The following is a 25,358-nucleotide window of genomic DNA, read 5'->3' on the forward strand; positions in this document are numbered from 1 at the left end:
AGGGGGGAAGCGTTGCTGCGGACGAGGTTCACCGAGCTGTTCGGCGTGCGGCACCCGATCGTGCAAGGCGGGATGCAGTGGGTCGGCAGGGCCGAGCTGGTCGCGGCCGTCGCGGAGGCGGGCGCGCTGGGCTTTTTGACCGCGCTCACCCAGCCGACCCCCGAGGCGCTGGCCGCCGAGATCGCGCGCTGCCGCGAGCTGACCGACCAGCCGTTCGGCGTCAACCTGACGATCCTGCCGTCGATCAACCCGCCCCCGTACGACGAGTACCGGGCGGCGATCGTGGAGTCCGGCGTGAAGATCGTGGAGACCGCCGGGTTCAACCCCGAGGCGCACCTGCCGGGGTTCCACGCGCACGGCGTGAAGGTGCTGCACAAGTGCACCAGCGTCCGGCACGCGCTCAAGGCCGAGCGGATCGGCGTGGACGCGATCAGCATCGACGGCTTCGAGTGCGCCGGGCACCCCGGTGAGGACGACATCCCCGGCCTGGTGCTGATCCCGGCGGCCACCGCGCGGTTGAGCATCCCGGTGATCGCGTCCGGCGGGTTCGCCGACGCGCGCGGCCTGGTCGCGGCGCTGGCGCTGGGCGCGGAGGGCGTGAACATGGGCACCCGGTTCCTGTGCACGCGGGAGGCGCCGGTGCACGAGAAGGTCAAGGCCCAGATCGTGGCGAGCACGGAGCTGGACACCGAGCTGATCTTCCGCCCGCTGCGCAACACCGCCCGCGTGGCGAGCAACTCGGTCAGCCGCAAGGTGGTCGAGGTGCTGGCGGAGGGCGGCGAGTTCCCGGACGTGCGCGACCTGGTCGCGGGCGCGCGGGGCCGCAAGGTCTTCGAGGACGGCGACCTGGAGGCGGGCATCTGGAGCACCGGCATGGCCCAGGGCCTGATCGACGACGTGCCCACCGTGCGGGAGCTGGTGGACCGCATCGTCACCGAGGCCGAGCAGCTCATCGCGGGCCGCCTGGCGGGCGTGCTGAGCGCGGGCTGACCGGGACCGGTCCGGCGCGTGGCGGCGCGCCGGACCGCCGGTGTCACGGCTGCGGCCACCACCGGGCCGGGTAGCCGTGGACGTCCTCGCCGACCAGGACGCCCTCGTCGTTGATCGCGTTCGCGCTGCGCAGGTCGGTCAGCTCCGTCACGCCGCCGCCCGCCCGCGCGAGGAACCCGTGCCGCGTGCCTGCGAACGAGGCCCAGCCGACCACGTCGCCCGCCGCGTTCACGTCCAGGGCGAGCCCGCCGAGGCCGTAGCCCGTCGACGTGCCGTCCGGGTTCCAGCGCGCCGGGCCCTCGGCGTAGAACCCCACCGCGACGTTGCCCTCGTTGGCCGCGCGCGCCTCCGACCAGCCGCTGCTCTGGAGCACGGTGATCGTGCCGTCCGGGGCCCAGCGCGCGGCGCTGATGAACTCGCGGCTGGCCACCCAGCCGACCACCGTCCCGTCGCCGCCGACGTCCTCCCCGAAGGCGTCGCTGAAGCCTGCGGGGAACGCCAGCGTGGACATGACCCCGTCGACGTCCCACCGCACGGCCCAGCGCGCGGCCCAGGGCATGGTCGAGGGGTTGTCCTTCGGCGAGTTCGCGTAGCCCGACACCTGGCCCGCCTCGTTGATGCCGGTCGCGACCGCCCCGGAGTACCCCGGCGGCACCGGCAGGACCTCCACGGTTCCGTCCGCCGCCCACTTCACCGGCGCGCCGCCCGCCATGCCCACGGCCACCCCGCTGTCGTTGACCTCCGAGGCGTACCCGCCGGACGTGCCGGGCGGGGTGGGCAGCGGCGTCGGCCACGTGGCGCCTGCGGCCCACCTCACGGGCCCGCCGTTCGCGCTCCCGACCACCACCCCCGCGTGGTTGACGTCCCTGGCGGTGGTGGTGGTCGACGCCGGTTGGAGCGGTTCGCGCAGGTAGGACGCGGCCCGCGCCTCGGCGGCGGGCGCCAGGGACAGGACCAGCGCCGCCGCCCCGAGCAGGGCGGTCGTGGCGCGTGAGCGGGTTCTCATGGGGTCGGCCTCCACGGCGTCGCGGCGCTCGGCGAGCGCGTGCGCGGCGAGGATGGCAGCCCGAACCGGCCCGGAGCCCCTGTCCGGCAAGGATTTGCGGCGAACGCACCCCCGCCCCGCGCGATCGCGCCGGTCCCCGCCACCCCGGCGGGGGAGCGGCCCGCGTTCCGGAACGGGGAACTTTCCGCCCCCGCCCACCGACTCCTGTGGCATGACCACCCGCGCCACCGCCGCCCCGCCCGCGCCGGTCGGGACCGGCGCGGGCGCGGGCCGTCCCCGCAGCCCGCACCCGGTCCCCGCCCGCGCCGTCCCCGCCCTGCTCCTCGCCCTCACCGCCGCACTGGTGCTGGCCACCGCCCTGGCCATCGGCGTCGGCACGGTCTCCGTGCCCCTCGGCGCCGTCCTCGCCGTCGTCCGCGACCACCTCACCGGCGCGGCCCCCACCACCTCCCCGCTGCACGACCAGATCGTCTGGCAGTTCCGCGCCCCCAGGGTCCTGCTCGCCGCCGTCGCGGGAGCGGCGCTCAGCCTCGCCGGGGTGTGCCTGCAAACCCTGGTCCGCAACCCGCTCGCCGACCCGTACCTGTTCGGCGTCACCTCCGGCGCGTCCCTCGGCGCGGTCATCGCGCTCACGGCGACGGGCGGCGTCACCGCCTCGCTCGGCGTCGCGGGCTCGGCGTTCGCGGGCTCCCTGCTCACCCTCACCGCCGTCTTCCTGCTCGCCCAGCGCGGCGGCAGGCTGGCAGGCACCGACCTCGTGCTGGCCGGTGTCGCCGTCGCCTACCTGGGCAGCGCCGCCACCAGCTACCTCCAGCTCCAGGCCAACCCCGCCGAGCTGCGCGGCGTCATGTTCTGGCTGCTCGGCTCGGTCGCCAACGCGGGCTGGGACGACCTGGCCATCCCCGCCGCGACCACCGCCGCCGTCGCCGCCCTGCTGCTCACCAGGGGGCGGGCGATGAACGCGCTCGCCGTCGGCGACGACACGGCGGCGGGACTCGGCGTGGACGTGCACCGGCTGCGGATCACCCTGCTGCTGACCGCGTCCCTGCTCACCGCCACCGTGGTCAGCGCGGTCGGCGGCATCGGCTTCGTCGGCCTGATCGTCCCGCACGCCGTGCGCCTGCTGGTCGGCCCCGACCACCGCAGGGTCCTGCCGGTCACCCTGCTCACCGGCGCCCTGTTCCTCGTCCTGGTCGACCTCGTCACCCGCACGGTCGACCGCCCCAACGAGATGCCCGTCGGCATCTTCACGGCGGCCCTCGGCGCACCGTTCTTCCTGGTGCTGCTGCGCCGCAGGAGGAGTTCCCAGCGATGAGGGTCCACGTCTCCGAGGTCCGCGTCGACATCGACAAGACCCCGATCCTGCACGGCGTCGACCTGGACGTCGCACCGGGTTCGACCACCGGCCTGATCGGCCCGAACGGCTCCGGCAAGTCCACCCTGCTGCGCTGCCTGTACCGGGCGCTGCGCCCCGCGCACGGCGTGGTCCTGCTGGGGGACAAGGAGGTCCGGCGGATGCGCGCGAGGGAGGTGGGCCGCGCGGTGGCGGTGGTCGCCCAGGACCACGACCTGGACAACGACTTCACCGCCCGCGAGACCGCAGCCATGGGCCGCACCCCGCACCTGGGCCCGCTGGACCGCGAGTCCGAGCGGGACCGCGACCTGGTGGAGGAGGCGCTGGAGCGGGTGGGCATGGCGTGGGCGGCGGACCGGGCGTTCCCGACCCTGTCCGGCGGTGAGCGCCAGCGGGTGCTGCTGGCCCGCGCGCTCACCCAGCGCTCCCCGGTCCTGCTGCTGGACGAGCCGACCAACCACCTGGACGTCGGCGCCCAGCTGGAACTGCTGGCGCTGGTGGCGGACCTGAACCTGACCACCGTGACCGCCCTGCACGACCTGGACCACGCCACCGCGCACTGCGACGAGCTGGTCCTGCTGCACGAGGGCAGGGTGGTGGCGTCGGGGAAACCCGAGGACGTCCTCACCCCGGACCGCGTGGCCGAGGTCTTCCGGGTCCGAAGCGCCGTGGTCCCCCACCCCCTGACCGGCCGCCCCCACTTCGTCACGGCCCCGCTGGCGCTCAGTCCGGAAACCCGGCGACCGCGCTGACCAGGAGCCCCACGACCCACAACCCCATGAACGTCACCCCGAAAGCGCCCAGGGCCTTCACCTCCCGCACCCCCTGCCGCCGCTCGCCGGAGCCTGCCACCGCCCCGGCCGCCACGGCGAACCCGGCGGGCGCCAGCAGCATCATCACGAGGAACCCGTTGTAGTCGACCACGTCGGCCCACCAGGGGAACTCCCCGCGCAACCGCCGCGCCTCCTCCTCCGGCACCCCGAGGTCCCCCACCTGCACCCAGGGCGCGGCGGGCCCGTACTGCACCACCCTCCGGCACCCGATCTCCCGCCCCTGGAACGAGGCCGAGCAGGCCCCGGCCCACGCCGCCCTCGGCACGGTCATCGGCGCGTGGACCACCAGGGTCCCGCTCTCCAGGGGGATCTCGCACCGGGAGGGGGAGCCGCAGCCGACGTCGGCGCCCGCGATCGAGAACTGCGGCGCGTCGACCCGGTGCACCCCCGTGGCCAGCGACGGCGCCACGGTCGTCACCCCGAGCAGCAGGACCAGGTAACCGGCGCACAACCCGGCCACGACCAGCCGCCTTCACGAGGACGGCTCCTCCCGCACGACGGGCCTGCCTGCCAAGAACGGGGACGCGGTCATCGGCCACCTCCTCGCCGATCAGGTCGCCTGCCCGCCACCCGCCGTTACACCGCCGCGACGGAGCGCGATCCGGTTCGCTGGGCCCGTGCTCGGTGTCGTCAACCGACGTGGCGGGCGTGGTCCACTCAGCCGGGAAACCCCGCCAGCCCGGCGACGACGACCCGCACCCACCCCAACACCCAGGCCGTCACCAGGAACGCCAACGCGCCGCTCCCCACCCGCACCCCCCACCGCGCGAGCCGCCCTCCCCGGAACCACGTCCCGCCGGACAGCGCCCCGACCGCCACCCCCACCGCGGCCGGGACCAGCACCAGCAGCACGAAGAACCCGAGGCCGTCGACCAGCCCGGCCCACCACACCCCATCGGCCGAACGCCGAACCTCCTCGGCCGGAACGGGATCGACCCGGAACGCGGTCATCGCCCACCTCCTCACCCCCCGAGGTCGCCGAACCCCGCCCCGCCGTTAACCCACCGCGAACCGTCACGACCACCCGAGCGGCCGTCACCCGAAAAGATCAACGGGCCCTCTCGAACGGATGATCCCCCTCATCCGGATCATGGGCGCGTGACCTCGGAACTGCTGGGCCACCTGTCCGGCCTCCACGACATGGGCGGGGCCGCCACGCTGCGCGACCTGGTCCTGAGCCACCTGGGCCCCGACCCCGGCGACTACGACGTGCCCGGCATCGAGGCCGCCTACCGGGACGCCGTCAACGCGCACCTGGACCAGGTCGGCCTGTTCGTGGACCCCGATGGCCGCGTCTACGCCGAGGGCAAGGTCGACGACGACATCCAGGAGACCCTCGGCGACGGCTTCCACCGCGTCGACCTCACCCGCCTGGCCGAACGCCACCGCACCCGCTGACCACCGCACCCGCCGACCGGCGCACCCGCCGACCGGCGCACCCGCCGACCGGCGCGACCCCCGAGCAGCGCGGGGCCCCCAGCCCCGCCCCCTCAGCCCAGCCCGGTCAGCTCGCCCCTCAGCCCCGCCCCCTCAACACCGCACCCCCACGAACAACCCCCGCCCGTTCAACCCGCCCGGCAGGTGCGCGGCGCTGATCCCGGCCGACGCGAACGCCTCCAGGTACTCCTCCTCGCCGAACAGCGCCAGCTCCTCCCGCTCGGTGAAGTCCCGGATGCCGCTCGCCTCGGCCACCGTGTACCGCACCGTCGTGCTCGTCGTCCGCCCCCGCCGCACCGAGTGCGACAACCGGCTCACCACCACCCCGTCCCGCTCGACCACCGCCCCGCTCACGCACCCCTCCGGGAACCGCTCGGGGAACCACCACGGCTCCACCACCAGCACCCCGCCGTGCACCAGGTGCCGGGCGAAGCACTCCGCGATCGCGCCCAGCTCCGCCGCCGACCGCGCGTGGGCCACGGCGAAGCGCAGGCAGGTCACCGCGTCGAACCGCGCCCCCAGGTCGAACCCGCGCACGTCCCCGGCGTGCACCGGGACCCCCGGCAGCCTCGCCTCGGCGATCCCGCGCATGGCGGGCGACAGCTCCACCCCGGCCACCCTGGCGAACCGCGACCCGAACCGCCGCAGGTGCTCGCCCGTCCCGCAGGCGACGTCCAGCAGCGACCCCGCCCACGGGTTGCGCGCGAGCACCAGCTTGGCGACCAGGTCGGCCTCCGCCACCCAGTCCCGCCCGCGCGCCGAGTGCACCACCTCGTGGATCTCCGCGTGCTCCCGGCCGCGAGCGGGCACCGCCCGGTCAAGCGCCTCGGTCACCTCGAACTCCTCTCACCGAAGGAAACCCGCCGCCACAGGGGAGGGGAAGGACCCAGGGACCCCTGCGGACCACCACCGGGAGCCGTCGCCGGGAGCCGTCGCGGCGGAGCGGGCGAACCGCTCGGACACCGCCGAACCGGCTCGGGGGGAAAGTCCGGTGACACGGGGAAAAGCGCTCGCGGAACCGGTCGGAACCGGTGCGCGCCGCGTGCGGAACCCCGTCATCCCGGTTTTATAGCAGGGCTTTTCCGGACCCGGCCGAACGCGCGTGATCACCTCACTCGAAGGTGTGGCCGAGGTGCGCCGGACCGCCGGGTCGATATCGTTCGCCCCAATTCACGGCCACACCCTCCACCGCCACACCACCACGATCGGAGCGGTCCGTGCGAGTCCTGTTCACCGCGCTCCCGGCGGCCCCCCGCTTCGCCCACCTCGTCCCGCTCGCCTGGGCCCTGCGCGCCGCCGGTCACGAGATCCGCGTCGCCACCCGCCCCGACGGGACCGGCGCGGCCACCGGGGCCGGGCTCACCCCGGTGCCGGTGGGCGCGCCCGCCCCGAAGAACGCAGGCGGAACCGCCCCGACGCCCACCGGAACCCCCGCCCCGGACGACGACCTGCCGGGCCTCGCGCTGCTGGACGGCCCGGCGTCCGCGCTGGGGGAGCGCCTCACGCCCGTCGACGACGTCGTGGGCGACCTGGTCGCGTTCGCGCGCCGCTGGCGCCCCGACCTGGTGGTGTGGGACGCCGGCGACTACTCCGGCCCGGTCCTCGCGCAGGTCCTGGGCGTGCCCAGCGCCCGCGTGCTCCTCGCGCTCGACCTCGTCGGCTGGCACCGCGCCGTCCCCGACCGCACCCGCCCCGACGCCCTCGCCGACCTGCTCGGCGCCGCGCTGGCCGAGCACGGCGCGGTGTTCACCGAGGAGGTCGCCCTCGGCACGGTCACCCTCGACCAGCTCCCGCCGTGGATGCGCCTGCCCACCGACCACGACCACCTCCCCACCAGGCACGTCCCGCACAACGCCCCCGCGACCGCCCAGGGCCCGCTGCGCGCGGAGCGCACCCGCCCGAGGATCTGCGTCCTGCCCGGCCCGAACGGTCCGGACCACGCCCGCACCCTGCTGCGCGGCGCGGCCAGGCTCGGCGTCGAGGTCGTCACCGCACCGCCCGCCGAGGACGTCGCGCTCCACCTCCCCGACCACGTCCGCGTCCACGACCCCCTCCCGCTGCACGAACTCCTCGCCACCTGCGCGGCCCTGGTCCACCACGGCGAGGCCGAGGCCCAGAGCGCCGCGATCGCGAACGCCGTCCCCCAGCTGATCGTCCCCGCCCCGAGCTGGGACGAACCGCGCCGCGCCCACCTGCTGGCCGCGCGCGGCGGCGCGCTGGTCGTGCGCCGCGACCGCCTCACCGAGGGCGCCGTCGCGGACGCCCTGGTCCGCCTGCTCGGCGAGCCCTCGTTCACCGAGGCCATGGCCGTGATCCGCAGGGAGACCCTGGCCGTGCCCAGCCCGCACGACCTCGTCCCGCACCTGGAAGCCCTGGTCACCGAGCGCGCGGCGCGGTCGGTCCCGGCCGCGCGCGCCGCCCGCCCGCAGCGCGCCCCGGTCCGCTGATCCACCAAAAGTGTCCGCGCGCGCTCCCACCCCGCCCGCAGGGCCGGGACGAGGATTCCGGGAGGGGGCCCGATCCCCGGAAGGAGATCGACCGTGCGCGTCCTGTTCACGCCGCTCCCGGCGGACCCGCGCCTGCGCGGTCTCGCCCCGCTGGCCCAGGCCCTGCGCGCCGCCGGTCACGAGGTGCGCGTCGCGGTCCGCCCCGCGGGCGTGCCTGTGGTCACCGGGGCGGGTCTCAGCGCGGCCCCGGTCGGCGACGACGCGCCCACCCCCGTCCCGGTCCAGGGCGCGCCGGGCTCGGACGCCGCCAAGCGCCTGCTGCACCTGGACGACGCGCTGCTCGACGACCTGCTCGACCTCGCCGAGCGCTGGCGGCCGGACCTGCTGGTGTGGGACCAGGCCGTCCTCGCGGGCCCGGTGGTGGCCAAGATCCTCGACCTGCCGCACGTGCGCGTCCCGCACGCGGTCGACGTCATCGGCCTGCACCGCGCGGCCCTGCCCGCCGCCCCGCCGGACAACCTGACCACCCTGCTCGGCGAGGCGCTCGCCCTCCGGGGCGCGGTGTTCACCGAGGACGTCGCCGTCGGGCACCTCACCGTCGACCAGCTCCCGCCGGGCGTCCGACCACCCGTCGACCTGGACCACCTGCCGCTGCGCCACACCCCGCACGACGGCCCGACCGACCTGCCCGACCACCTGCGCGAACCCCCGACCAGGCCCCGCGTCTGCCTCGCACTCGCCCACCCCGACCGGGAGGGCGGGCTCGCCCCGGCCGAGCGCGCCACCGCCGAGGTGCTGGTCGGGGGAGCCGCGCTGCTCGACGTGGAGGTGGTCGCCCTGCTGCCCGCCGGGACGCCCCCGCTGCCGGTCGCCACCCACCCGCACGACCACGAGCCCCCGCAGGAGCTCCTGCGGTCCTGCGCCGCGATCGTCCACCGGGGCGACCCCACCACCACGTCCGCCGCCGCGCTCGCGGGCGTCCCCCAGCTGGTCGCGCCGGGCGGCGGCTGGGACGAGCCGACCCTCGCCGCGCTGCTCGCCGAGCGGGGTGTCGCGCTGGTGCTGGACCGGGTCGCCGAGGAGGCCGTCGCCGAGCACCTGCTGCGCCTGCTCGGCGAACCGGGGTTCGCCGAGCGCGCCGCCGACCTGCGCGCGGAGGCGCTGGCCCGGCCGACCCCGCACGACGCGGTGCACCGGCTGGAGGACCTGGTGGCCGAGCACACCGGACGGGTGGTCCCGTGGGGGCGCGGAACGCGGTCGGGCAGAACGGCGGCCCGGCGCTGAAAACGCTTTCCCGCGAAGACCGGGCGACTTTCCCGCGCGCATTCCCACGTCAGCGCGGCAGAGCCCATTCCCGCCCCGGAAAACGCGCCCGCACAACGCTCCCACCCTTTCGGGTAACGCGGAGTGCGTTTCCCCCGGCCCTCTGTGAGACTCGCGATTCGCCGCACGCCGACGCGGTTTCCAGGGGGCCGGGTGATCGCCGCGAACGGGCCGCCGAGGGGGCGCGGTGGACCCGCCGACCGCGTCCCGACACCGAGAGCGAGCACCGACGTGGCTGACCGAGCAGAACCCGCGCTGGTCCCGTGGGTGGTGTCCGGGAGCGCCCCGCTCACCTTGCGCGCGGGCGCCGTCGCCCTGCAGGCCCACCTCGTCGGCGCGGACCGCCACTGGACGCCCGGCGGTGTCGGCCGCTCGCTCGCCGCGCGCCCGGCCGATGCGCACCGCGCCGTGCTGCTGTGCCGCGAACCCGCCGAATTCCTGGCCGCGCTGACCGAACTGGCCTCGGGGACGCCGTCCGCGCGCGTGGTGACCGCCGCCCCGGCACCCGGTCCCGGCCCGGTGCTCGTCTTCCCCGGCCAGGGCCCGCAGTGGCCGGGCATGGCCGCGCTCGCCGACGCCGAACCGGTGTTCCGCGCCGCGCTGGTGGACTGCTGCGCGGCGTTCGCGCCGTTCCTGGACCGCCCGCTGCCCAGCGTCCTCGACCAGCGCACCGAGCTGGAGGCCCCCGAGCTGGTCCAACCGGCGCTGTTCGCGGTCATGGTCGCCCTGGCCGCGCTGTGGCGCTCGCGCGGCGTCGAACCGTCCGCCGTGCTCGGCCACTCCGCAGGCGAGTTCGCCGCCGCGCACGTCGCGGGCGCGCTGCCGCTGGACGAGGCGGCGCGCGCGCTCGCGCTGTGGAGCCGCGCCCAGTCCGAGCTGGCGGGCAGGGGCGAGATGATCGCCGCCGCGCTGCCCGCCGCCGAGGTCCGCGCCCTGCTGCCGCGCTGGGCGGGCGCGCTGGACCTGGCCGCCACGAACTCCCCGCGCTCCACCGTCGTCGCGGGCGACCGGGCCGCCGCGCTGGACTTCCTGGCGCACTGCCGCGAGTCCGGCGTGCCCGCGCGCAGGCTCGCGATCGGCCTGGCCGCCCACTCCGCCCAGGTGGACGCCCTGCGCGAGAGCCTGCTGACCGACCTGGCCCCGATCCGCCCGCGCGAGGCCGAGATCCCACTGCACTCCTCGACGACCGGCGGTCAGGTCGACGGCAGGTCGCTGGACGCCGCCCACTGGTTCGCGAACCTGCGCGGCGAGGTCCGCTTCGCCGACGCCACCCGCGCCCTGCTGGACGGAGGGCACCGGCTGTTCCTGGAGGTCGGCCCGCACCCGGTCCTCGGTCCCGCCCTGCTGGAGACCGCGCACGCGGGCGGGGTCCCCGACGTCGCCGCGCTCGCCACGCTGCGCCGGGGCGGGGGAGGGGAGGAGGACTTCCTCACCGCGCTGGCGGAGGCGCACGTGCGGGGCGCGGACGTCGACTGGACGCCGGTCTTCGCCTCGGACCACCCGGTGCTCCTGCCGGAACCGCCCAGGAGCAGGCACGCCGCCGAACCGGATGGCGCTGGGTGGGGGAGCGCTGGGCAGGAGGGTGCTGAGCAGGAGAGCGGCGGGTGGGGGAGCGCTGGATCGGAGAGCGCCGGGTGGGGTGTGGCCGGTCCTGGGAGCGCCGAGCCGTGGGCCGCCGGGCCGGAGACCGCCGACTGGGATTTCGCTGGGCCTAGGAGCGCCGAGTCGGGAGCCACCGGGTCGGAGAGCGCCGACTGGGATTTCGCTGGGCCTAGGAGCGCCGAGTCGGGAGCCATCGGGCCGGGGAGCGCCGACTGGGGTGTCGCCGTGCCGGAGACCGCCGAGTCGGGAGCCGCCGGGCCGCAGAGCGCCGAGCGGGGAGCCACCGGGTGGGAGGCCGCCGAGCGGGCAACCGCCGAGCACGGGGCCGCTGAACCCGGTGGGCCGGAAAGCCTCGCGCCCCAACCGATGCCCGATGGCCGGGCCGACCTGGGGAAGCGGGCGCTGCGCGACCTGGTCCGCGTCCACCTCACCGCCCTGCTGCCCGTCGGATCACCGCCCCCGACCGACAGCACGAGCTTCTGGGAGCTGGGCCTGGACTCCGGCGCGGTGGTCCGGTTCCGCGACCGGATCACGGCGGCGACGGGCGTGCCCCTGCCCGCGACGCTCCTGTTCGACCACCCCACACCCGGCGACGTGGTGGCGGCCCTGGTCGCGGCCACCGCCGAACTGCCCGCGCGGACCGCCGAGGACGAGCCGATCGCCGTGGTGGCCGTGGCGCGCAGGTTCCCCGGCGACACCACCGCGCAGGAGGACCCGGCGCCCCCGCTCCACCCCGCCCCCGGCACCCTGCTCGACCCCGAACCGGCCGACTTCGTCCCGGCGGGCGCCACCCCCGCCGACCCCGACTCCGCCGCGTTCACCCGCACCGGCTCCGATCCCGCCGCAGCCCGCAACCCCGCTCCCGCCACCACGTTCGACCCCACCCCCTTCGGTCCCGACCCGCGCGAGGTCGGGTGGATCGACCCGAGGCAGCGCCAACTCCTGGAGACCACCGGGGAGGTCTTCGAGCGCGCCGGGCTCCCGCAGCTGTCCAGGGGCGGTGCGCGGGTCGGCGTGTTCACCCGCGCCGAGCTCCCCACCACCTCCGACCTCGTGGCCACCGTCTTCGGCCTGCGCGGCGGCCCGTCGACCACCGCCGACCCCACCCGCTCGTCGCCCCTCGCCCCGCTGCACCTGGCCGTGCGGGCGCTGCGGAGCGGTGACTGCGCGCTCGCGCTGGCAGGCGGCGAGACCGGTCGGGACGGCGGTTCCGACGGCGTCGCCGTGCTGCTCCTGGAACGCCTCGCGGACGCCCGCCGGGGCGGCCACCCGGTGCTGGCCCTGGTGCGCGGCCCGGCTGCGGACCAGGTCGACCCGGACCCGCAGGCCGCGTCGGACCTCGTGGACGTCGTCGAACTGGTGCTCGCCCTGCACGACGCCGCACCGTCCCGAACCGCGCTGCCCCGGACCGCCTCATCCCGGTCCGGCGACGCGGACGACCACCTCGTCCTGGAACCCGCGCCCCCGCCCGTCGCCGCGCACCACGCCCCGGTCGAGCTGGACCCGGTGCCGTGGGTGCTGTCCGCCGCGACCGCCGAGGACCTGCGCGAGCAGGCGCGCCGCCTCGCCGCGTTCGCGACCGGGGGAGCGTCCACTGTGGACATCGGGCGCACTCTGGCCGTGACGCGGGAAGCGCTGCCGCACCGGGCCGTCGTGCTGGGCGGCGACGACCACGTGCGCGGCCTCGACCTGCTCGCGGACGGCATCTCCCTGGACCGCGTGATCACCGGCCGGGCCCGCGAGCGCCGCGTCGTGTTCGCCTTCCCCGGCGACCGCACCCCGTGGACCGGCGCGGCCGAGGAGCTGCTGCGCGACTTCGAGGTGTTCCGCGCCGCGATCGCCGAGTGCGACGAGGCGCTGCGCCCGCACACCGGCTGGTCGCTGACCGCCGTCCTCCTCGGCGACCCGGACGCGCCGCCGCAGCACCGCGACGACGTGCTCCAGCCCGTCCAGCTCGCCGTCGCGGTCGGGCTGGCCGCGCTGTGGCGCGCGCACGGCGTCGAACCGGACGCGGTGCTCGGGCACGGCGCGGGCGAGCTCGCCGCGGCCCACGTCGCGGGCGCGCTCACCCTGGACGAGGCGGCCGGGATCGCCGCCGTGCGCGGCGAGTTCGCGCACCCGGACGACCGCCACGACGCCCTCCTGACCAGGCTGGGCGGGATCCACCCGCGCCGCGCGCCGATCCCGCTGCACCGCGCCACCGCCCACGGCGCCACCGCCCGCCGCGCCGGGACCGGAACCCCGCCCGACCTCGCCGAGCCGGACGCGCGCCATTGGTCGCGCGACCTCCACGACCCCGCCGGGTTCGACCGGGCCACCCGAGCGCTGCTCGCCACCGGCCACGACCTGGTCGTCGAGATCAGCCCGCACCCCGAGCCCAGCGCGATCCTCACCCGTGCGGGCGCGGACGTGATCGGCGCCCTCGGACGCGGTGGCACGGCCGGGTTCACCCGCAGCCTGGCCGAGGCCCACGTGCGCGGCGCGCGCGTCGACTGGACCCCGCTCTTCGGCGCGGGCCCGCTGGTGGACCTGCCCGCCCACGCCTTCCAGCACGCGCACCGCCACGAACCGGACAACTCCACCACCCGACTGCTCCTGGTCCCGTCCGGTCGGGCCGACCACCCCGCCGTGGCCGAGGCCGAGCGCGCGCTGGGCGAGGTGGGAACCGCGCACCGCCTCGACCTGGACCCCGCCGACGTCGACCGGGAGTCCCTGCGCCGGGCGCTGGACCCCGCCCCCGACCTGGTGGTGTCCTTCCTCGCCCTGGACGAGACCCCGCACCCCGAGCACCCCGAGGTCCCGCGCGGCCTGGCCGCGACGCTCGCCCTGCTCCAGGTGATCGGCGACGTCCCGCTGCGCGTGATCACCACCGGCCAGGCCCTGCCCAGGGGCCTCGCCGAGACCTTCGCGGTCCAGCGGCCGGAGAGCCGGGTCGTCCCGCTGGACCTGACCGAGCACCCGTTCGACGCCCTGCCGGACCTCCTGCTCGCGCCGGTCCACGAGAGCACCGGCGCCCCCGCGCCGGACGGCGCCGTGCTCGTCCTCGGCGGCCACGGCGAGCGCGGCAGGAGCGCGGCCCGCGCGTTCACCCGCGCCGGGGCCCCGCACGTTGTGCTGGCCTGCCGCAGGGGAGCGGACGCGCCGGGCGCGATCGAGTTCGGCGCGGAGCTGGTCGCGGGAGGCGCGCGGGTCACGCACGCCCGCTGCGACGTCACCCAGCCCCACGACCTGGCCAGGCTCGTCGTGCTCCTGGCCGAGCAGGGCGAGCGGGTGCGCACCGTCGTGCACGCGGCGGGACCCCACGCGCCCCGCCCGGTCGCCGAGCTCGACCTCGCCGCACTCGCGTCGGCGGTCCGGACCGGGATCGTGGGAGCCTGCAACCTGGTCGCGCCCGCGCGGTTCGAGCCTGCCCCCGCGTCGCGCATCACCACGCGGACCGGCGACCTGTTCCCCGCGCCGGACGAGGAAACCCCTGCCGCGCAAGCGGATCCGGGCGTCGACGACCGGATCGCCGTGCTCGCGGCGGGCTGCCGCCTGCCCGGTGGCATCCGCACCCCCGACGACCTGCGCCACCCCGGAGAAGCCCCCACCACCCCGACCGACCGGGGCTGGACCGGTGTCACCGGCGCCTACCTGGACCGCGTCGCCCTGTTCGACGCCGACTTCTTCGGCCTCACCCCGGACGAGGCCCGCGCCGCCGACCCCGCGCAGCGCCTCCTGCTGGAAACCGCCTGGGAGGCCGTGGAACGCGCCGGGATCGACCCGACCTCGTTGCGCGGCAGCCGAACCGGCGTGTTCACCGACCAGCCCGGCCGCACCGCCGACCTCGTCAGCCGCGTGCTGGGCCTGCCCGCCCCGGCGGAGTCCCCGGCGGACCGGGACGCGCTGCGCCGGGCGGTCCGCGCGCTGCGCTCCGGCGAGTGCGAGCTGGCGCTGGTCGGCAGCGCGACCGCGCTGCCCGAGCCGCCACCCGCCGGTTCCAGCCCCGCCGAGCACGCCGTGGTCCTGCTGCTGGAACCCCTGGCCACCGCCCGCCACCACGACCACCCGGTCCTCGGCGTCGCCGAACCCACCGGCGCGGACCTCGTCACCACCCTGAAAGCCCTGCTGGAGAAGCCCTTCACCGAAACCGACCGCCCGCCCGCCGGGCCGCCGTCGGGAGCGGTCGTCCCGTGGGTGCTCTCCGCCGCCGAACCCGCCGCCCTGCGCGCCCGCGCCCGCGACCTCCTCGCCCTGCTCGACCGGACCCCGGACGTCGACCCGGTGGACGTCGGCTTCGCGCTCGCCACCGGCCGCAGCGCCTTCCCGCACCGCGCCGTGCTCGTCGGCGCCACCGCCGACCGGTTCCGCGCCGGGCTGTCCGCGCTCGCCGACCGCGCCACCGACGCCCCCGCCACCCCGCGCAGCCCGGTGTTCACCTTCCCCGGCCAGACCGCCCGCCGCCCCGCCCCGGTGGACGACCTGCTCGCCGACTCCCCGGTCTTCCGCGACCGGATCGCCGAGTGCGAGCGCGCGCTGGCCCCGCACGTCGACTGGTCGCTCACCGCCGTCCTGCGCGGCGACCCCGGCGCCCCGCCGCCGGAGCGCGCCGACGTCGCGCAGCCCGTGCAGTTCGCCGTCGCCGTCGCGCTGGCCGAGGTGTGGCGCGCGCACGGCGTCGAACCCGCCGCCGTCCTCGGCCACGGCCACGGCGAGATCGCCGCCGCCCACGTCGCGGGCGCCCTGTCCCTGGCCGACGCCGCGCGCGTCGTCGCGGTCCGCAGCCGCCTGCTGCACGAGCACCTCGCGGGCGCAGGAGGCCTCGTCGCGGTCTCCGCCGACCCCGAGGACGTCGCGGAAGCGCTGGGGGAGCTGGAGATCGCCTCCGTCGACGGTCCCGGCGCGCTCACCGCGTCCGGCGCACCGGCCGCGCTGGAGGCGTTCCTGGCCCGCTGCGCCGACCGGGGCTGGCGGGCCAAGTGGCTGCCCGTCGACCACGCCCCGCACAGCCACCACGTCGACCCGCTGCTGGACCTGCTGCGCGCCGAGCTGCACGGCATCCGCCCGCTGCCCGGCCGCATCCCGCTGTGGTCCCCGGTGACCGGCGGCGAGCTGGACCCCACCCGGCTCGGCCCCGACCACTGGGCGGACAACCTCCGCCTGCCGGTCCGCTTCGACCCCACCACCCGCGCCCTGCTGGACGCGGGCCACGACCTGTTCGTCGAGGTCGCCCCGAACCCCGTGCTGTCCCACCAGGTCCAGCTCACCGCGAGCGACCACGGCAGGCCCGCGCGCGTCGTCGGCGCGCTCCACCGCGACGGCGACGGCCGGGAGCGGCTGCTGTCCGCGCTCGGCGAGGCCCACGCGCTCGGCGCGGACGTGAGCTGGGAGCGCGCGTTCACCGGCCTGGACCCGCGCCGCGCCGACCTGCCCACCTACCCGTTCCAGGGCCGCCGCCACTGGCAGGCCGACCGCGCCGCCCGCAGCGCGCCCACCTACCGCCTGGACTGGCGCGAGCTGACGCCCGGTCCGGCAGGACCGTCCGGCCGCTGGCTCGTCGCCGCGCCGGGGGAGTCGGTGCTGGCGGAGGCGCTGCGCGACCGGTTCACCGCGCTCGGCGCCGAGGTCGTCCGGTTCGACCCCGACGCGCCGCACCGCGCCGCCGGGTCTCCCGACCTGGCCGGGGTCGTCGCGGTGCCGCCCGCCGACCTCGCCTGGACGCTCGCCCTGCTCCGCGACCTCGGCGACGCCGGGATCACCGCGCCGCTGTGGTGCTGCACCAGGACCGCCGCGCCGCTGGGCCCGCAGGACCCGGCGCGCGCCACGACCTGGGGCTTCGGCCAGGTCGCCGCCCAGGAGCTGGCCAGGCGCTGGGGCGGCCTGATCGACCTGCCGCCGGTCGCGGGCACCCGCGAGTTCGACCTGCTGGCCGGGGTGCTGACCGGCGCGACCGGCGAGGACCGGTGCGCGATCCGCGACGGCCGCGTCCTGGTCCCCAGGCTCGTCCCGGCGGAACCACCGGCGCCACTGGACTTCCGGCCCGAGCGGGGCACGGTCCTGGTCACCGGCGCGTTCGGCCGCACCGGCGGGCACGTCGCGCGCTGGCTGGCCCGCTCCGGGGCCGAGCACCTGCTGCTCGTGGACGTCACCGACCGCGCGGAGCCCGCGCTGATCGCCGAGCTGACCTCGGTCGGCGCGCGGGTCACCACCGCCACCTGCGACCTCGCCGACCGGGAGGCGCTGCGCGCGCTGCTGGCCTCGGTGCCCGAGCACACCCCGCTCACCGGGGTCGTGCACGCGGCCACGGCGGGCGGGGACGCGCCGGTCGACGCGCTCGACCCGGCGCGGGTCGCCGAGGCGCTCGACACCGGGTTCGGCGCGGCGCTGGCCCTGCACGAGCTGGTGGGCGACCTGCCGCTGTTCGCGCTGGTGTCCTCGCTCGACGGAACCGTCGGCACACCGGGGCGAGCGGTCAGCGCGGCGGTGGGCTCGGGTCTCGACGCGCTGGCCAGGCACCGGGTCTCGCTCGGGTCGTCGGCCACCGCGATCGCCTGGGAGGGCGACCAGGGTCCCGTCACCACCGCGCTGGGCCGCGCGCTCGCGCACGACGTGCCGGTCGTGATCGCCGCCGAGGTGGACTGGGAAGCGCTGCGCGCGGGCCTCACCCGAGGCGCGATCCTGACCGAGCTGGTGGCGGAGAAGCCCGAGCCGGAGGCGGAGAAGCCCGAGTTGGTGGCCGAGACCTCCGAGTTGGTGGCGGAAACCTCCGAGTTGGTGGCGGAGAACTCCGAGCCGGAGGCGGACACCTCCGTGCGGGTGGCGGAGCCCCCTGCGCTGGTGGCCGAGACTCCCGAGCCGGTGGCCGAGACTCCCGAGTTGATGGCGGACACCTCCGCACTGGTGGCGGACACCTCCGCGCCAGAGGCGGAGACCCCCGCGCGGGTGGCGGAGACTCCCGAGCCGGAGGCGGAAACCTCCGCACTGGCGGCGGACACCTCCGAGCCGGTGGCCGAGACCTCCGCGCACATCGTTGCCGCACAAGGGGAATCCGACGAGGACGCCCCGCTCGCGGTGATCGCGGTCGCCTCCCGCGCGCCGGGCGAGGTGGTCGCCGCCGAGGACTTCGACACCGGGTTCTTCGGCCTCACCCCGGCCGAGGCGCTGGTCGCCGACCCCCGGTACCTCCTGCTCCTGGAAACCGCCCAGGAGGCGTGCGAACGCGCCGGGCTCGACCCGGAAGCCTTGCGGGGCCAGGCGATCGGCGTGTTCCTCGGCGTCGCCCACCGCGCCCACCCGACGCCGGGCGGCGTCGTCGCGGGGCAGCTCGCGCACCGGTTCGGCCTGGTCGGGCCCGCGATCACCGCCGACACCGAGCACTCGTCGTCCCTGATCGCGCTGCACCTGGCCGCCCAGTCGCTCCGGCGGCACGAGTGCGACCTCGCGCTCGCGGCGGGCGCGGACGTGACCGAGGGCGCGGGCGTGCTGCTGCTGGCCCGTCGGTCCGACGCCGATCGCGACGGCCACCCGGCGCTCGCGCTGCTGCGAGGCAGCGCGACCAGCTCCAACGACCGGCCCCAGCAGGACGTCGTCCGCCGGGTGCTGGCCGACCAGCCGCAGCGGACCGGGTCGGGGATCGTGCACGCCGTCGAGGTCGTCCTCGCGCTGCGCGACGACCTCCCCGCCGACGACCCGTGCTCGCTCACCGAACCCGTCGAGTGGGCGACGGTCGACGGCCGCAGGCGCGCGGGCGTGTCGTCGTTCGCGACCGGGGCCAACGCGCACGTGATCCTCGAAGCGGCGCCCGTCCCGCCGCACCCCGAGCGCGGTGAACCCGGTGTGGTGCCGTGGGTGCTGTCCGCCCGCACGCCCGAGGCGCTGCGCGTCCGGGCCGAGCGGCTTCGCGCGTTCCTCGCCGCCAACCCCGAGGTCGAACCGGTCGACGTGGCCCGCGCCCTCACCCGCACCCGCTTCGAGCACCGGGCAGTCCTGACCGGTGTCGATCACCAGGACTTCCTGCCTGGGCTGGAAGCCCTCGCCCAGGGCCGCGCGGAGACCACCGCGACCGCGCGGCACGACGGGGTCGCGGTCCGCTTCGGCGGCCGGTCCGGCCAGGCCGACGAGCGGGCGCTCACCGAGGCGTTCCCCGCTCTCGACCGCGAGCTGCGCCTGGCGCGCGCGGAACTCGACCAGTCCGCTGGGACCGTGCTCCAGGTCGCCCTGTTCCGGCTCCTCCGCTCCTGGGGCGTCGAACCGGCGCGCCTGATCAGCGACCCGGACGGCGAGACCGCCGCGCTGCGCTGCGCCGACGCCACCACCCCGGTCGTCCGGGTGCGCGCGCGCGAACCGCTGCCGGACCGGGGCCACGTGCTGGACCTCGCCGCCGTCACCGACCCGCACCACCTGATGTCCGCGCTCGGCCACCTGCACGGCGGCGGCGCGCACGTCGACTGGGACGCGGTGCTCGCCGGTCGGCGCCCGAGCCACGTCGACCTGCCCACCCACCCGTTCCAGCGCCACCACCCGACCCCGGAACCGGACGTCGCCGAACCCCGGCGAGAAGCCAAGGAACCGCCGCACCCGGCCGGTGACCTGCTGCGCCTGGAGTGGTGCCCGGTCCCCCTCGGCGCGCCCGCCACCGATCCGGTGGTCTGGTCGCCGCGCACCGCCGCGACCACCACCGAGGACGCCGTCCGCGACCTCACCGAGCAGGGCTTCGCGCGGGTCGGGGACTGGCTCGCCGACCCCGAGCGCGCCGACACCCGCCTCGTCGTCCTGACCAGCGGCGCGGTCGGCCCCGGAGCCACCGACCTCGCGGGCGCGGCCCTGTGGGGCCTGCTGCGGGCCGCCCAGTCCGAGCACCCCGGCCGGTTCACCCTGGTCGACGCGGACGACCCCGACCTCGGCGTCCTGTCCGCCGCCGTGGCCACCGGCGAGCCCCAACTGCTCCTGCGCGAAGGCCGCGCGCACGCCGCCCGGCTCACCAGGGTCCCCGCCACCGCCGCCGCCGCACCCCGGTGGCGCGGCACGGTCCTGGTCACCGGCGGCACCGGGGTGGTCGGCCGCGCGCTCGCCACCCACCTGGCCCGCGCGGGCGCCGAGCACCTCGTCCTGGCCAGCCGCACCGGCCCGAACCACCCGGACACCACCGCCCTGGTCGCCGAGCTGACCGCCGAGGGCGCGGCCGTGACCGTGGTGGCCTGCGACGTCACCGACCGCCCCGCCGTGTCCGCGCTGCTGGACCAGATCCCGGACGACCAGCCGCTCACCGCCGTGGTCCACGCGGCGGCGATCCCCGGTGGCAGCGCCACCACCCTCACCCCCGAGCGCCTCACCGCCGCGGTCCCGGACCCCGCAGTCACCGGAACCCTGCTGCTGCACGAGCTGACCCGGCGCCTGGACCTGACCGCGTTCGTGCTCTGCTCGTCCGCCTCGGGCACGCTCGGCGGCCTCGGTCGGGCGGAGCAGGCGGTGGCGGGCGCGTTCCTGGACGCCTTCGCGTCGAGCCGCGCGGACGCGGACGACCCGGTGGTGTCGCTGGCCTGGGGCCCGTGGAACGCCCCGGAAGGCCACCTGCTCCCACCGGCGGACCCGACCGCCCTGTTCGACGCCGCGCTCACCTCGGGCGAACCGGTCCTGCTGCCCACCCACCTCGCCCCGCTCGACCACACCGCCCCACCCCTGCTGCGCGACCTCACCGCACCGCAGACCGGCGGATCGGCGGCCACCCCACCGAAGCCCGCCGGACAGGAGACGGCCTCGCCGCAGACCACCGGGCAGGAGACGACCCCGCCGCAGACGACCCCGCCGCAGACGGCCGCGCCGCAGTCCGCCGTCCCGCTGATCGCCGCGCCGCAGTCCGCCACGCCGGACACGGCCGCACGCCAGTCCGCCGTTCCGCAGCCGGCCGCCCCGCAGTCCACCGCGCCGGACACCGCCCAGCCGCACACCACCGGGCAGGAGACCACCACCTCCCGAACCGCCCAGCCCCCCACCCTCCCCAGCCCGCGCCACACCCTGCGCCGCCGCCTCGCCGAGGCCGACCCCGGCGCGCTGCTGCTGGCCGAGGTCCGCGAGCAGGTCGCCCGAGTCCTCGGCCGCGACGACGTGCCCGAGGACGCGCGCTTCCCCGAGCTGGGCGTCACCCCCGCGTCCGCGCTGGAGATCCGCAACCGCCTGGAGCGCACCACCGAGCTGCGCCTGCCCGCCACCCTGCTCCACGACCACCCCACCCCCCGAGCCCTCGCCGACCACCTGCGCGCCCGCACGGCCCCCGACCGCACCCCCGCGTCACCGCTGGCCGACCTGGCGCGGGTGCGGGCCGCGCTGCCCGAGGTGCTGTCGGACGGGCGGGCCAGGGCGCGGGTCGCCGCCGAGCTGGCCGAGCTGTCCGCCCTGCTGGCCCCGGTCGCCGTCCCCGAGCAGGACCCGGTGGCGCTGCGGCTGCGCGACGCCGGTGACGCCGAGGTCTTCGAGTTCATCGACAAGGAGCTGGGCCTGTGAAGCAGCGGACGTCGCACGTCGTCGTGCTGGGCGGCGGGCTGGCCGGGATGCTCGCCGCGACGGTCCTGGCCGAGCACGCCGACCGGGTCACCGTGGTGGAGCGCGACGACCTCGCCGCCGACCCGGTGGCCCGCCCCGGCCTGCCGCAGCACCGGCACGCGCACCTCCTGCCCTCGACCGGCGTCCGAGCCCTGGAGGCGCTGCTGCCCGGTGTCGTCGACGCGCTCGTCGGCGCGGGCGCGCACCGCATCGCCCTGCCCACCGACCTCCTCGCGCTCACGCCCTCCGGGTGGCGGCGGCGGTTCCCCGGCAGGCGGTTCGCGCTCACCTGCAGCCGGGGCCTGGTGGACCGCCAGGTGCGGCGCAGGGTCTTCGTGGAGCCGGCTGTCGAGCTGCTCGACGGCGTCGAGGTCACCGGCCTGCTCGGCGACGCCCGGCGGATCACCGGGGTGCGCGTGCGCGGTGGCGGGTCCCTGCGCGCGGACCTGGTCGTGGACGCCACCGGCCGTGGCGCGAACGCCCCCGGCTGGCTCGCCGGGATCGGCGCTCCCGCACCGGAGGTGGAGGTCGTGGACCGCGCGGTGGTGTGCGCGTCGCGGGCGTTCACCGCGCCCGCCTCGGCCCGCAGCGGGTTCCCGGCCGTGACGACCGCGCTCGACCCGCGGACCGGGGCCCCCGGCCGCGCCTCGCTGCTGACGCCCGTCGAGGACGGCCGCTGGCTGGTCACCCTCGTGGGCTCCGACGGGGTCGAGCCGCCGTCGGACGGGGCCGGGTTCGCGGAGTTCGCGCGTGCGCTGGCCACCCCGCTCGTCGCCGAGCTGATGGCCGCCGCCGAACCGGACGGCGGCGTCCACCTCTCCCGCGCCACGGCCAACCACCGCCACCGCTACGAGCGGATGTCCTTGGCGCCAGTGGGTTTCCTGGTGCTCGGCGACGCGCTGAGCGCGGTCGACCCGGTGCACGCGCACGGCATGGCCAGCGCGGCCCGGAGCGCGCTCGCGCTGCGCGCCGAACTGCGCGCGCACGGCCTGACCGCCGGTCCGCAGCACCGGGCGCAACGGGTGCTGGCCCGCGCCGCGCGCCCGGCGTGGACCACCGCGACCGCCCGCGACCGGCTCGATCCCGACCCGGTCACCAGGGTGCGCCGGGCGGTGTCCCGGCGGTTGCCCGCCACGGCGGCCCTGCCCGGTTCCGCCGCAGGCCTGGCCCACCCGCGCGTGCTGTCCGCGCTGCTGCGCGGCGGTCCACCGGACGGGGGCGGCGCCGCGCCGCCGTTCACCGCCGAGGAGCGTGCCGCCCACCCGTTCCTCGGGGCGCGCCGATGACCGACCAGCTGCGCGACTACCTCAAGCGCGTCGTGGCGGAACTGCACCGCACCAAGGAACTTCTGGTGCGGGAGCGCAGGCGCGACCCGGTCGCGGTCGTCGGCGTGGTCCGCCGGTCCCCCGGCGGCGAGGTCGACTTCGACGCGGACTTCTTCGGCCTCTCCGCGCGGCAGGCGCTCGCGCTGGGACCGGAGCAGCGGGTGCTGCTGGAGAGCGCGTGGGAGGCGTTCGAGCGCGCGGGGATCAACCCGATCACCGCGCGGGACAGCGGAACCGGGGTGTTCGCAGGCACCACCGACCCCGCCCCCGACCCCGCCGCTACCCCCGACAGCGCTACCCCCGACCCCGCCGCTACCCCCGACAGCGCTATCCCCGACACCACCGCTCCCGACGCCGCTATCCCCGACGCCGCCGACCTGCCTCGCGGCACGTCCGGCCGCCTCGCGCGCCTGCTCGGGCTCGGCGGGCCCGCGCTCACCGCCGACACGGCCCGCTCGTCCGCGCTGGCGCCGCTCCAGCTCGCGGTCGAGTCGCTGCGCCGGGGCGAGTGCCCGCTGGCGCTGGTCGCCGAGGCGTCCCCGACCGAAGTCGTCGTGCTGCTGCTGGAACGCCTCCCCGACGCCACCCGCGCGGGTCACCCGGTGCACGCGGTGCTGCGCGGGTGCGCGATCACCACGGCCGAGCCCCGCGCCGCCGCGCTCGCCGACGCGGGTCTGACGGCGGCCGACGTGGACGTCGTCGTGCCGGGCGCGACCGGGCTGGGCGCGGTGGTCGACCTGGCGCGGGCGGTGCGGAGCGGCCACCCGGCCGAGGGCGCCCAGGGCGGTGCGCCGTGGCCGGAGGGGAACCGGGTGCGCCGCGCGGCCGTGTCCACCGCCGAGGCCTGCGGAGCCCGCGCCCACCTGGTCCTGGAGGAACCACCCGCCGACGAGCCCGCGCCGAGCCGGGAGCACGCGGGGACCGTGCCGTGGGTGCTGTCCGCGACCACGGCCGCCGCGCTGCGCGAGAGCGCCGACCGGCTCCGGGAGCGCGTGCGCGCGGGCGCCCACGACCTCGCCGACGTCGGCTGGACCCTGGCGCGCGGGCGCGGCGCGTTCGAGCACCGCGCGGTCGTGCTCGGGGCCGACCGGGACGCGCTGCTGACCGGTCTGGACGCGCTCGCCGACGACCGATCGGCGGAGAACCTGTTCCGGGGCGAGGGTTCCGGCCACGCACCCGTGTTCGTCCTCCCCGCTCAGGGCGCGCGGTGGTCGGACGCGGCGCGCGGGCTGCTCGACGTGGACGCCGTGTTCACCGGGCACGTCGAGGCCTGCGCGGAAGCGCTCGACCCGCACACCGGGTTCTCCCTGCTCGACGTCCTGCGCGCTGAGCCCGCACCGGAGCGGCCCGACGAGCAGCGGGCCGCGCTGTTCGCGGTGACCACGGCGCTGGTGGCGGTGTGGCGGGCGCACGGGGTCGAACCCGCCGCTGCGGTGGGGGACGAGGTCGTGGCGGCGCACGTCGCGGGCGCCCTCGCCCTCGCCGACGCGGCCCCGCTGGTGGCGCGGCCCGGTCCGCAGTCCACTGTGGATATCGCGGGACAGGTTCGATCGCTGCTCGACGCGGGCCACCGGTGGTTCGTGGAGCTGCTCCCCGACCCCGAGGCCGCCGCGCAGGAGGCCGCCGAGCAAGAGTCCGGCATCACCGACCGCGTCACCGTGCGTGCGTCGTTCCACGAGGACGACGGCCTGCTCGCCGCGCTCGCCCGAGCGCACACCTCGGGGATCGACGTCGACTGGACCGGCGCGTTCACCGGACGTCGCGGGCGGATCGCGGACCTGCCCACCTACCCGTTCCAGCGGCGGCCCCACCCGATCGCGATCCCCGTCCAGGACGCCGACCCCGCCTGGGAGCGGCTCGGCGACCTCACCACCGCGCGCCCGCCCGGCCAGTGGTTGGTGCTCACCCCCGAAGGCGCTGCCGCGCGGGAGCTCCCCGAGGCCCCCGGTCTCGCCCGGCTGGCCGTGGACACGACGACGGTCACCGCCGACGACCTCGCCGCAGCGCTCGACCTCGGCCCCCTCACCGGGGTGCTCTCCCTGCTGGGCCTGGACGAGCGCCCGCACCCCGACCAGCCCGACGTCCCGCGCGGGCTCGTCGCGACCGGTGAGCTGGTCAAGGCCCTCGCCGGGAACCGGGCCGCGCTGTGGTGCGTGACCACGGGCGCCGCGCCCGTCGACGGCGCGCGCCCCAGCCCGGCGCAGGCCCGGTTGTGGGAGCTGGGCGCGGCCGTCGCCGCCGAGCACCCCGAGCGGTGGGGCGGCCTGCTCGACGTCGCGCCGGACGTCGACCCGGTCACCGCCCTGGCCGCCGCGCTCGACCGGGGCGAGGACCGGGTCGCGGCCAGGCGCTCCGGACTGTGGGCGCACCGGTCCGCCTCGTCGGGCCGCGCTGCGCGGAACGGTTTCCCACCAACCGATCCCGACCTCGCCGACCTCGACGACGAGGAGCTGTTCGCCCTGATCGACCAGGGCTTCGGCCTCCGCTAGCAGGCGTCGCACCACCGCCCCGCCGCACCACCAG

13 protein-coding genes are annotated in these 25,358 nt (G+C 77.3%); 9 read left to right on the plus strand and 4 right to left on the minus strand.

Going from position 1 to position 25,358, the window contains the following annotated elements; all coding sequences use genetic code 11:
- Window positions 1-12 precede the first annotated feature (12 nt).
- Window positions 13-990, plus strand: a complete 978-nt coding sequence (locus LV78_RS12435) for an NAD(P)H-dependent flavin oxidoreductase (RefSeq protein ID WP_301306388.1) — start codon at window positions 13-15, stop codon at window positions 988-990.
- A 43-nt stretch (window positions 991-1,033) separates the two neighbouring features.
- Here LV78_RS12435 and LV78_RS12440 read toward each other — a convergent pair whose 3' ends face one another.
- Window positions 1,034-1,996, minus strand: coding sequence for a hypothetical protein (locus LV78_RS12440; RefSeq protein WP_253845240.1), 963 nt, complete (start codon window positions 1,994-1,996; stop codon window positions 1,034-1,036).
- Window positions 1,997-2,207: 211 nt separating this feature from the next.
- Between LV78_RS12440 and LV78_RS12445 the strand changes: the two genes are divergently transcribed.
- Both LV78_RS12445 and LV78_RS12450 read left to right on the plus strand, forming a co-directional pair.
- Window positions 2,208-3,311 carry a FecCD family ABC transporter permease gene (locus LV78_RS12445; RefSeq protein ID WP_253845242.1) on the plus strand — a complete coding sequence of 368 codons (1,104 nt, stop codon included), beginning with the start codon at window positions 2,208-2,210 and terminating at the stop codon, window positions 3,309-3,311.
- Window positions 3,308-4,102 (plus strand): ABC transporter ATP-binding protein, encoded by a 795-nt coding sequence (locus LV78_RS12450; RefSeq protein ID WP_253845244.1) that lies wholly within the window; start codon window positions 3,308-3,310, stop codon window positions 4,100-4,102. Before LV78_RS12445 ends, LV78_RS12450 begins: the two co-directional genes overlap by 4 nt.
- Here LV78_RS12450 and LV78_RS12455 read toward each other — a convergent pair.
- Both LV78_RS12455 and LV78_RS12460 read right to left on the minus strand, forming a co-directional pair.
- On the minus strand, window positions 4,074-4,643 hold the full coding sequence (locus tag LV78_RS12455) for a hypothetical protein (protein WP_253845245.1): 570 nt from the start codon (window positions 4,641-4,643) through the stop codon (window positions 4,074-4,076). The genes LV78_RS12450 and LV78_RS12455 overlap by 29 nt on opposite strands.
- Window positions 4,644-4,840: 197 nt before the next feature.
- Window positions 4,841-5,134 carry a hypothetical protein gene (locus LV78_RS12460; protein WP_253845247.1) on the minus strand — a complete coding sequence of 98 codons (294 nt, stop codon included), beginning with the start codon at window positions 5,132-5,134 and terminating at the stop codon, window positions 4,841-4,843.
- Window positions 5,135-5,281: 147 nt separating this feature from the next.
- Here LV78_RS12460 and LV78_RS12465 point away from each other — a divergent pair, with 147 nt between their 5' ends.
- Entirely contained in the window at window positions 5,282-5,581 is a 300-nt protein-coding gene (locus tag LV78_RS12465) for a hypothetical protein (RefSeq protein ID WP_253845248.1), read from the plus strand.
- A 132-nt stretch (window positions 5,582-5,713) separates the two neighbouring features.
- On the opposite strand, the gene LV78_RS12470 is transcribed toward LV78_RS12465, so the two are convergent.
- Window positions 5,714-6,454, minus strand: a complete 741-nt coding sequence (locus LV78_RS12470; protein ID WP_253845250.1) for a class I SAM-dependent methyltransferase — start codon at window positions 6,452-6,454, stop codon at window positions 5,714-5,716.
- A gap of 383 nt (window positions 6,455-6,837) precedes the next feature.
- Here LV78_RS12470 and LV78_RS12475 point away from each other — a divergent pair, with 383 nt between their 5' ends.
- The 5 genes from LV78_RS12475 (at window position 6,838) to LV78_RS12495 (ending at window position 25,324) form a co-directional block, all read left to right on the plus strand.
- A complete protein-coding gene (locus LV78_RS12475) occupies window positions 6,838-8,067 on the plus strand; it encodes a nucleotide disphospho-sugar-binding domain-containing protein (RefSeq protein ID WP_253845252.1) in 1,230 nt (409 codons plus the stop codon).
- 93 nt (window positions 8,068-8,160) lie between these two features.
- The gene (locus LV78_RS12480) at window positions 8,161-9,351 is read left to right on the plus strand and encodes a nucleotide disphospho-sugar-binding domain-containing protein (protein WP_253845254.1); all 1,191 of its coding nucleotides are present in this window, start codon (window positions 8,161-8,163) and stop codon (window positions 9,349-9,351) included.
- 270 nt (window positions 9,352-9,621) lie between these two features.
- Window positions 9,622-21,471, plus strand: a complete 11,850-nt coding sequence (locus tag LV78_RS12485; RefSeq protein ID WP_253845255.1) for an SDR family NAD(P)-dependent oxidoreductase — start codon at window positions 9,622-9,624, stop codon at window positions 21,469-21,471.
- Window positions 21,468-22,796 (plus strand): FAD-dependent oxidoreductase, encoded by a 1,329-nt coding sequence (locus LV78_RS12490; RefSeq protein WP_253845257.1) that lies wholly within the window; start codon window positions 21,468-21,470, stop codon window positions 22,794-22,796. Before LV78_RS12485 ends, LV78_RS12490 begins: the two co-directional genes overlap by 4 nt.
- Window positions 22,793-25,324: a beta-ketoacyl synthase N-terminal-like domain-containing protein gene (locus LV78_RS12495; RefSeq protein WP_253845259.1), complete on the plus strand. Its 2,532-nt coding sequence runs from the start codon at window positions 22,793-22,795 to the stop codon at window positions 25,322-25,324. Before LV78_RS12490 ends, LV78_RS12495 begins: the two co-directional genes overlap by 4 nt.
- The last annotated feature ends 34 nt before the right edge of the window (window positions 25,325-25,358 follow it).

Origin of the sequence: Actinosynnema pretiosum (assembly GCF_024171695.1) — a bacterium.
Taxonomy (GTDB): domain Bacteria; phylum Actinomycetota; class Actinomycetes; order Mycobacteriales; family Pseudonocardiaceae; genus Actinosynnema; species Actinosynnema pretiosum.

Excerpts from the sequence above, each read along its gene's own strand:
- LV78_RS12460 (WP_253845247.1), bottom strand. The coding sequence starts at position 5,134 with ATGACCGCGTTCCGGGTCGATCCCGTTCCGGCCGAGGAGGTTCGGCGT.
- LV78_RS12495 (WP_253845259.1), top strand. The coding sequence starts at position 22,793 with ATGACCGACCAGCTGCGCGACTACCTCAAGCGCGTCGTGGCGGAACTG.
- LV78_RS12445 (WP_253845242.1), top strand. The coding sequence starts at position 2,208 with ATGACCACCCGCGCCACCGCCGCCCCGCCCGCGCCGGTCGGGACCGGC.
- LV78_RS12450 (WP_253845244.1), top strand. The coding sequence starts at position 3,308 with ATGAGGGTCCACGTCTCCGAGGTCCGCGTCGACATCGACAAGACCCCG.
- LV78_RS12440 (WP_253845240.1), bottom strand. The coding sequence starts at position 1,996 with ATGAGAACCCGCTCACGCGCCACGACCGCCCTGCTCGGGGCGGCGGCG.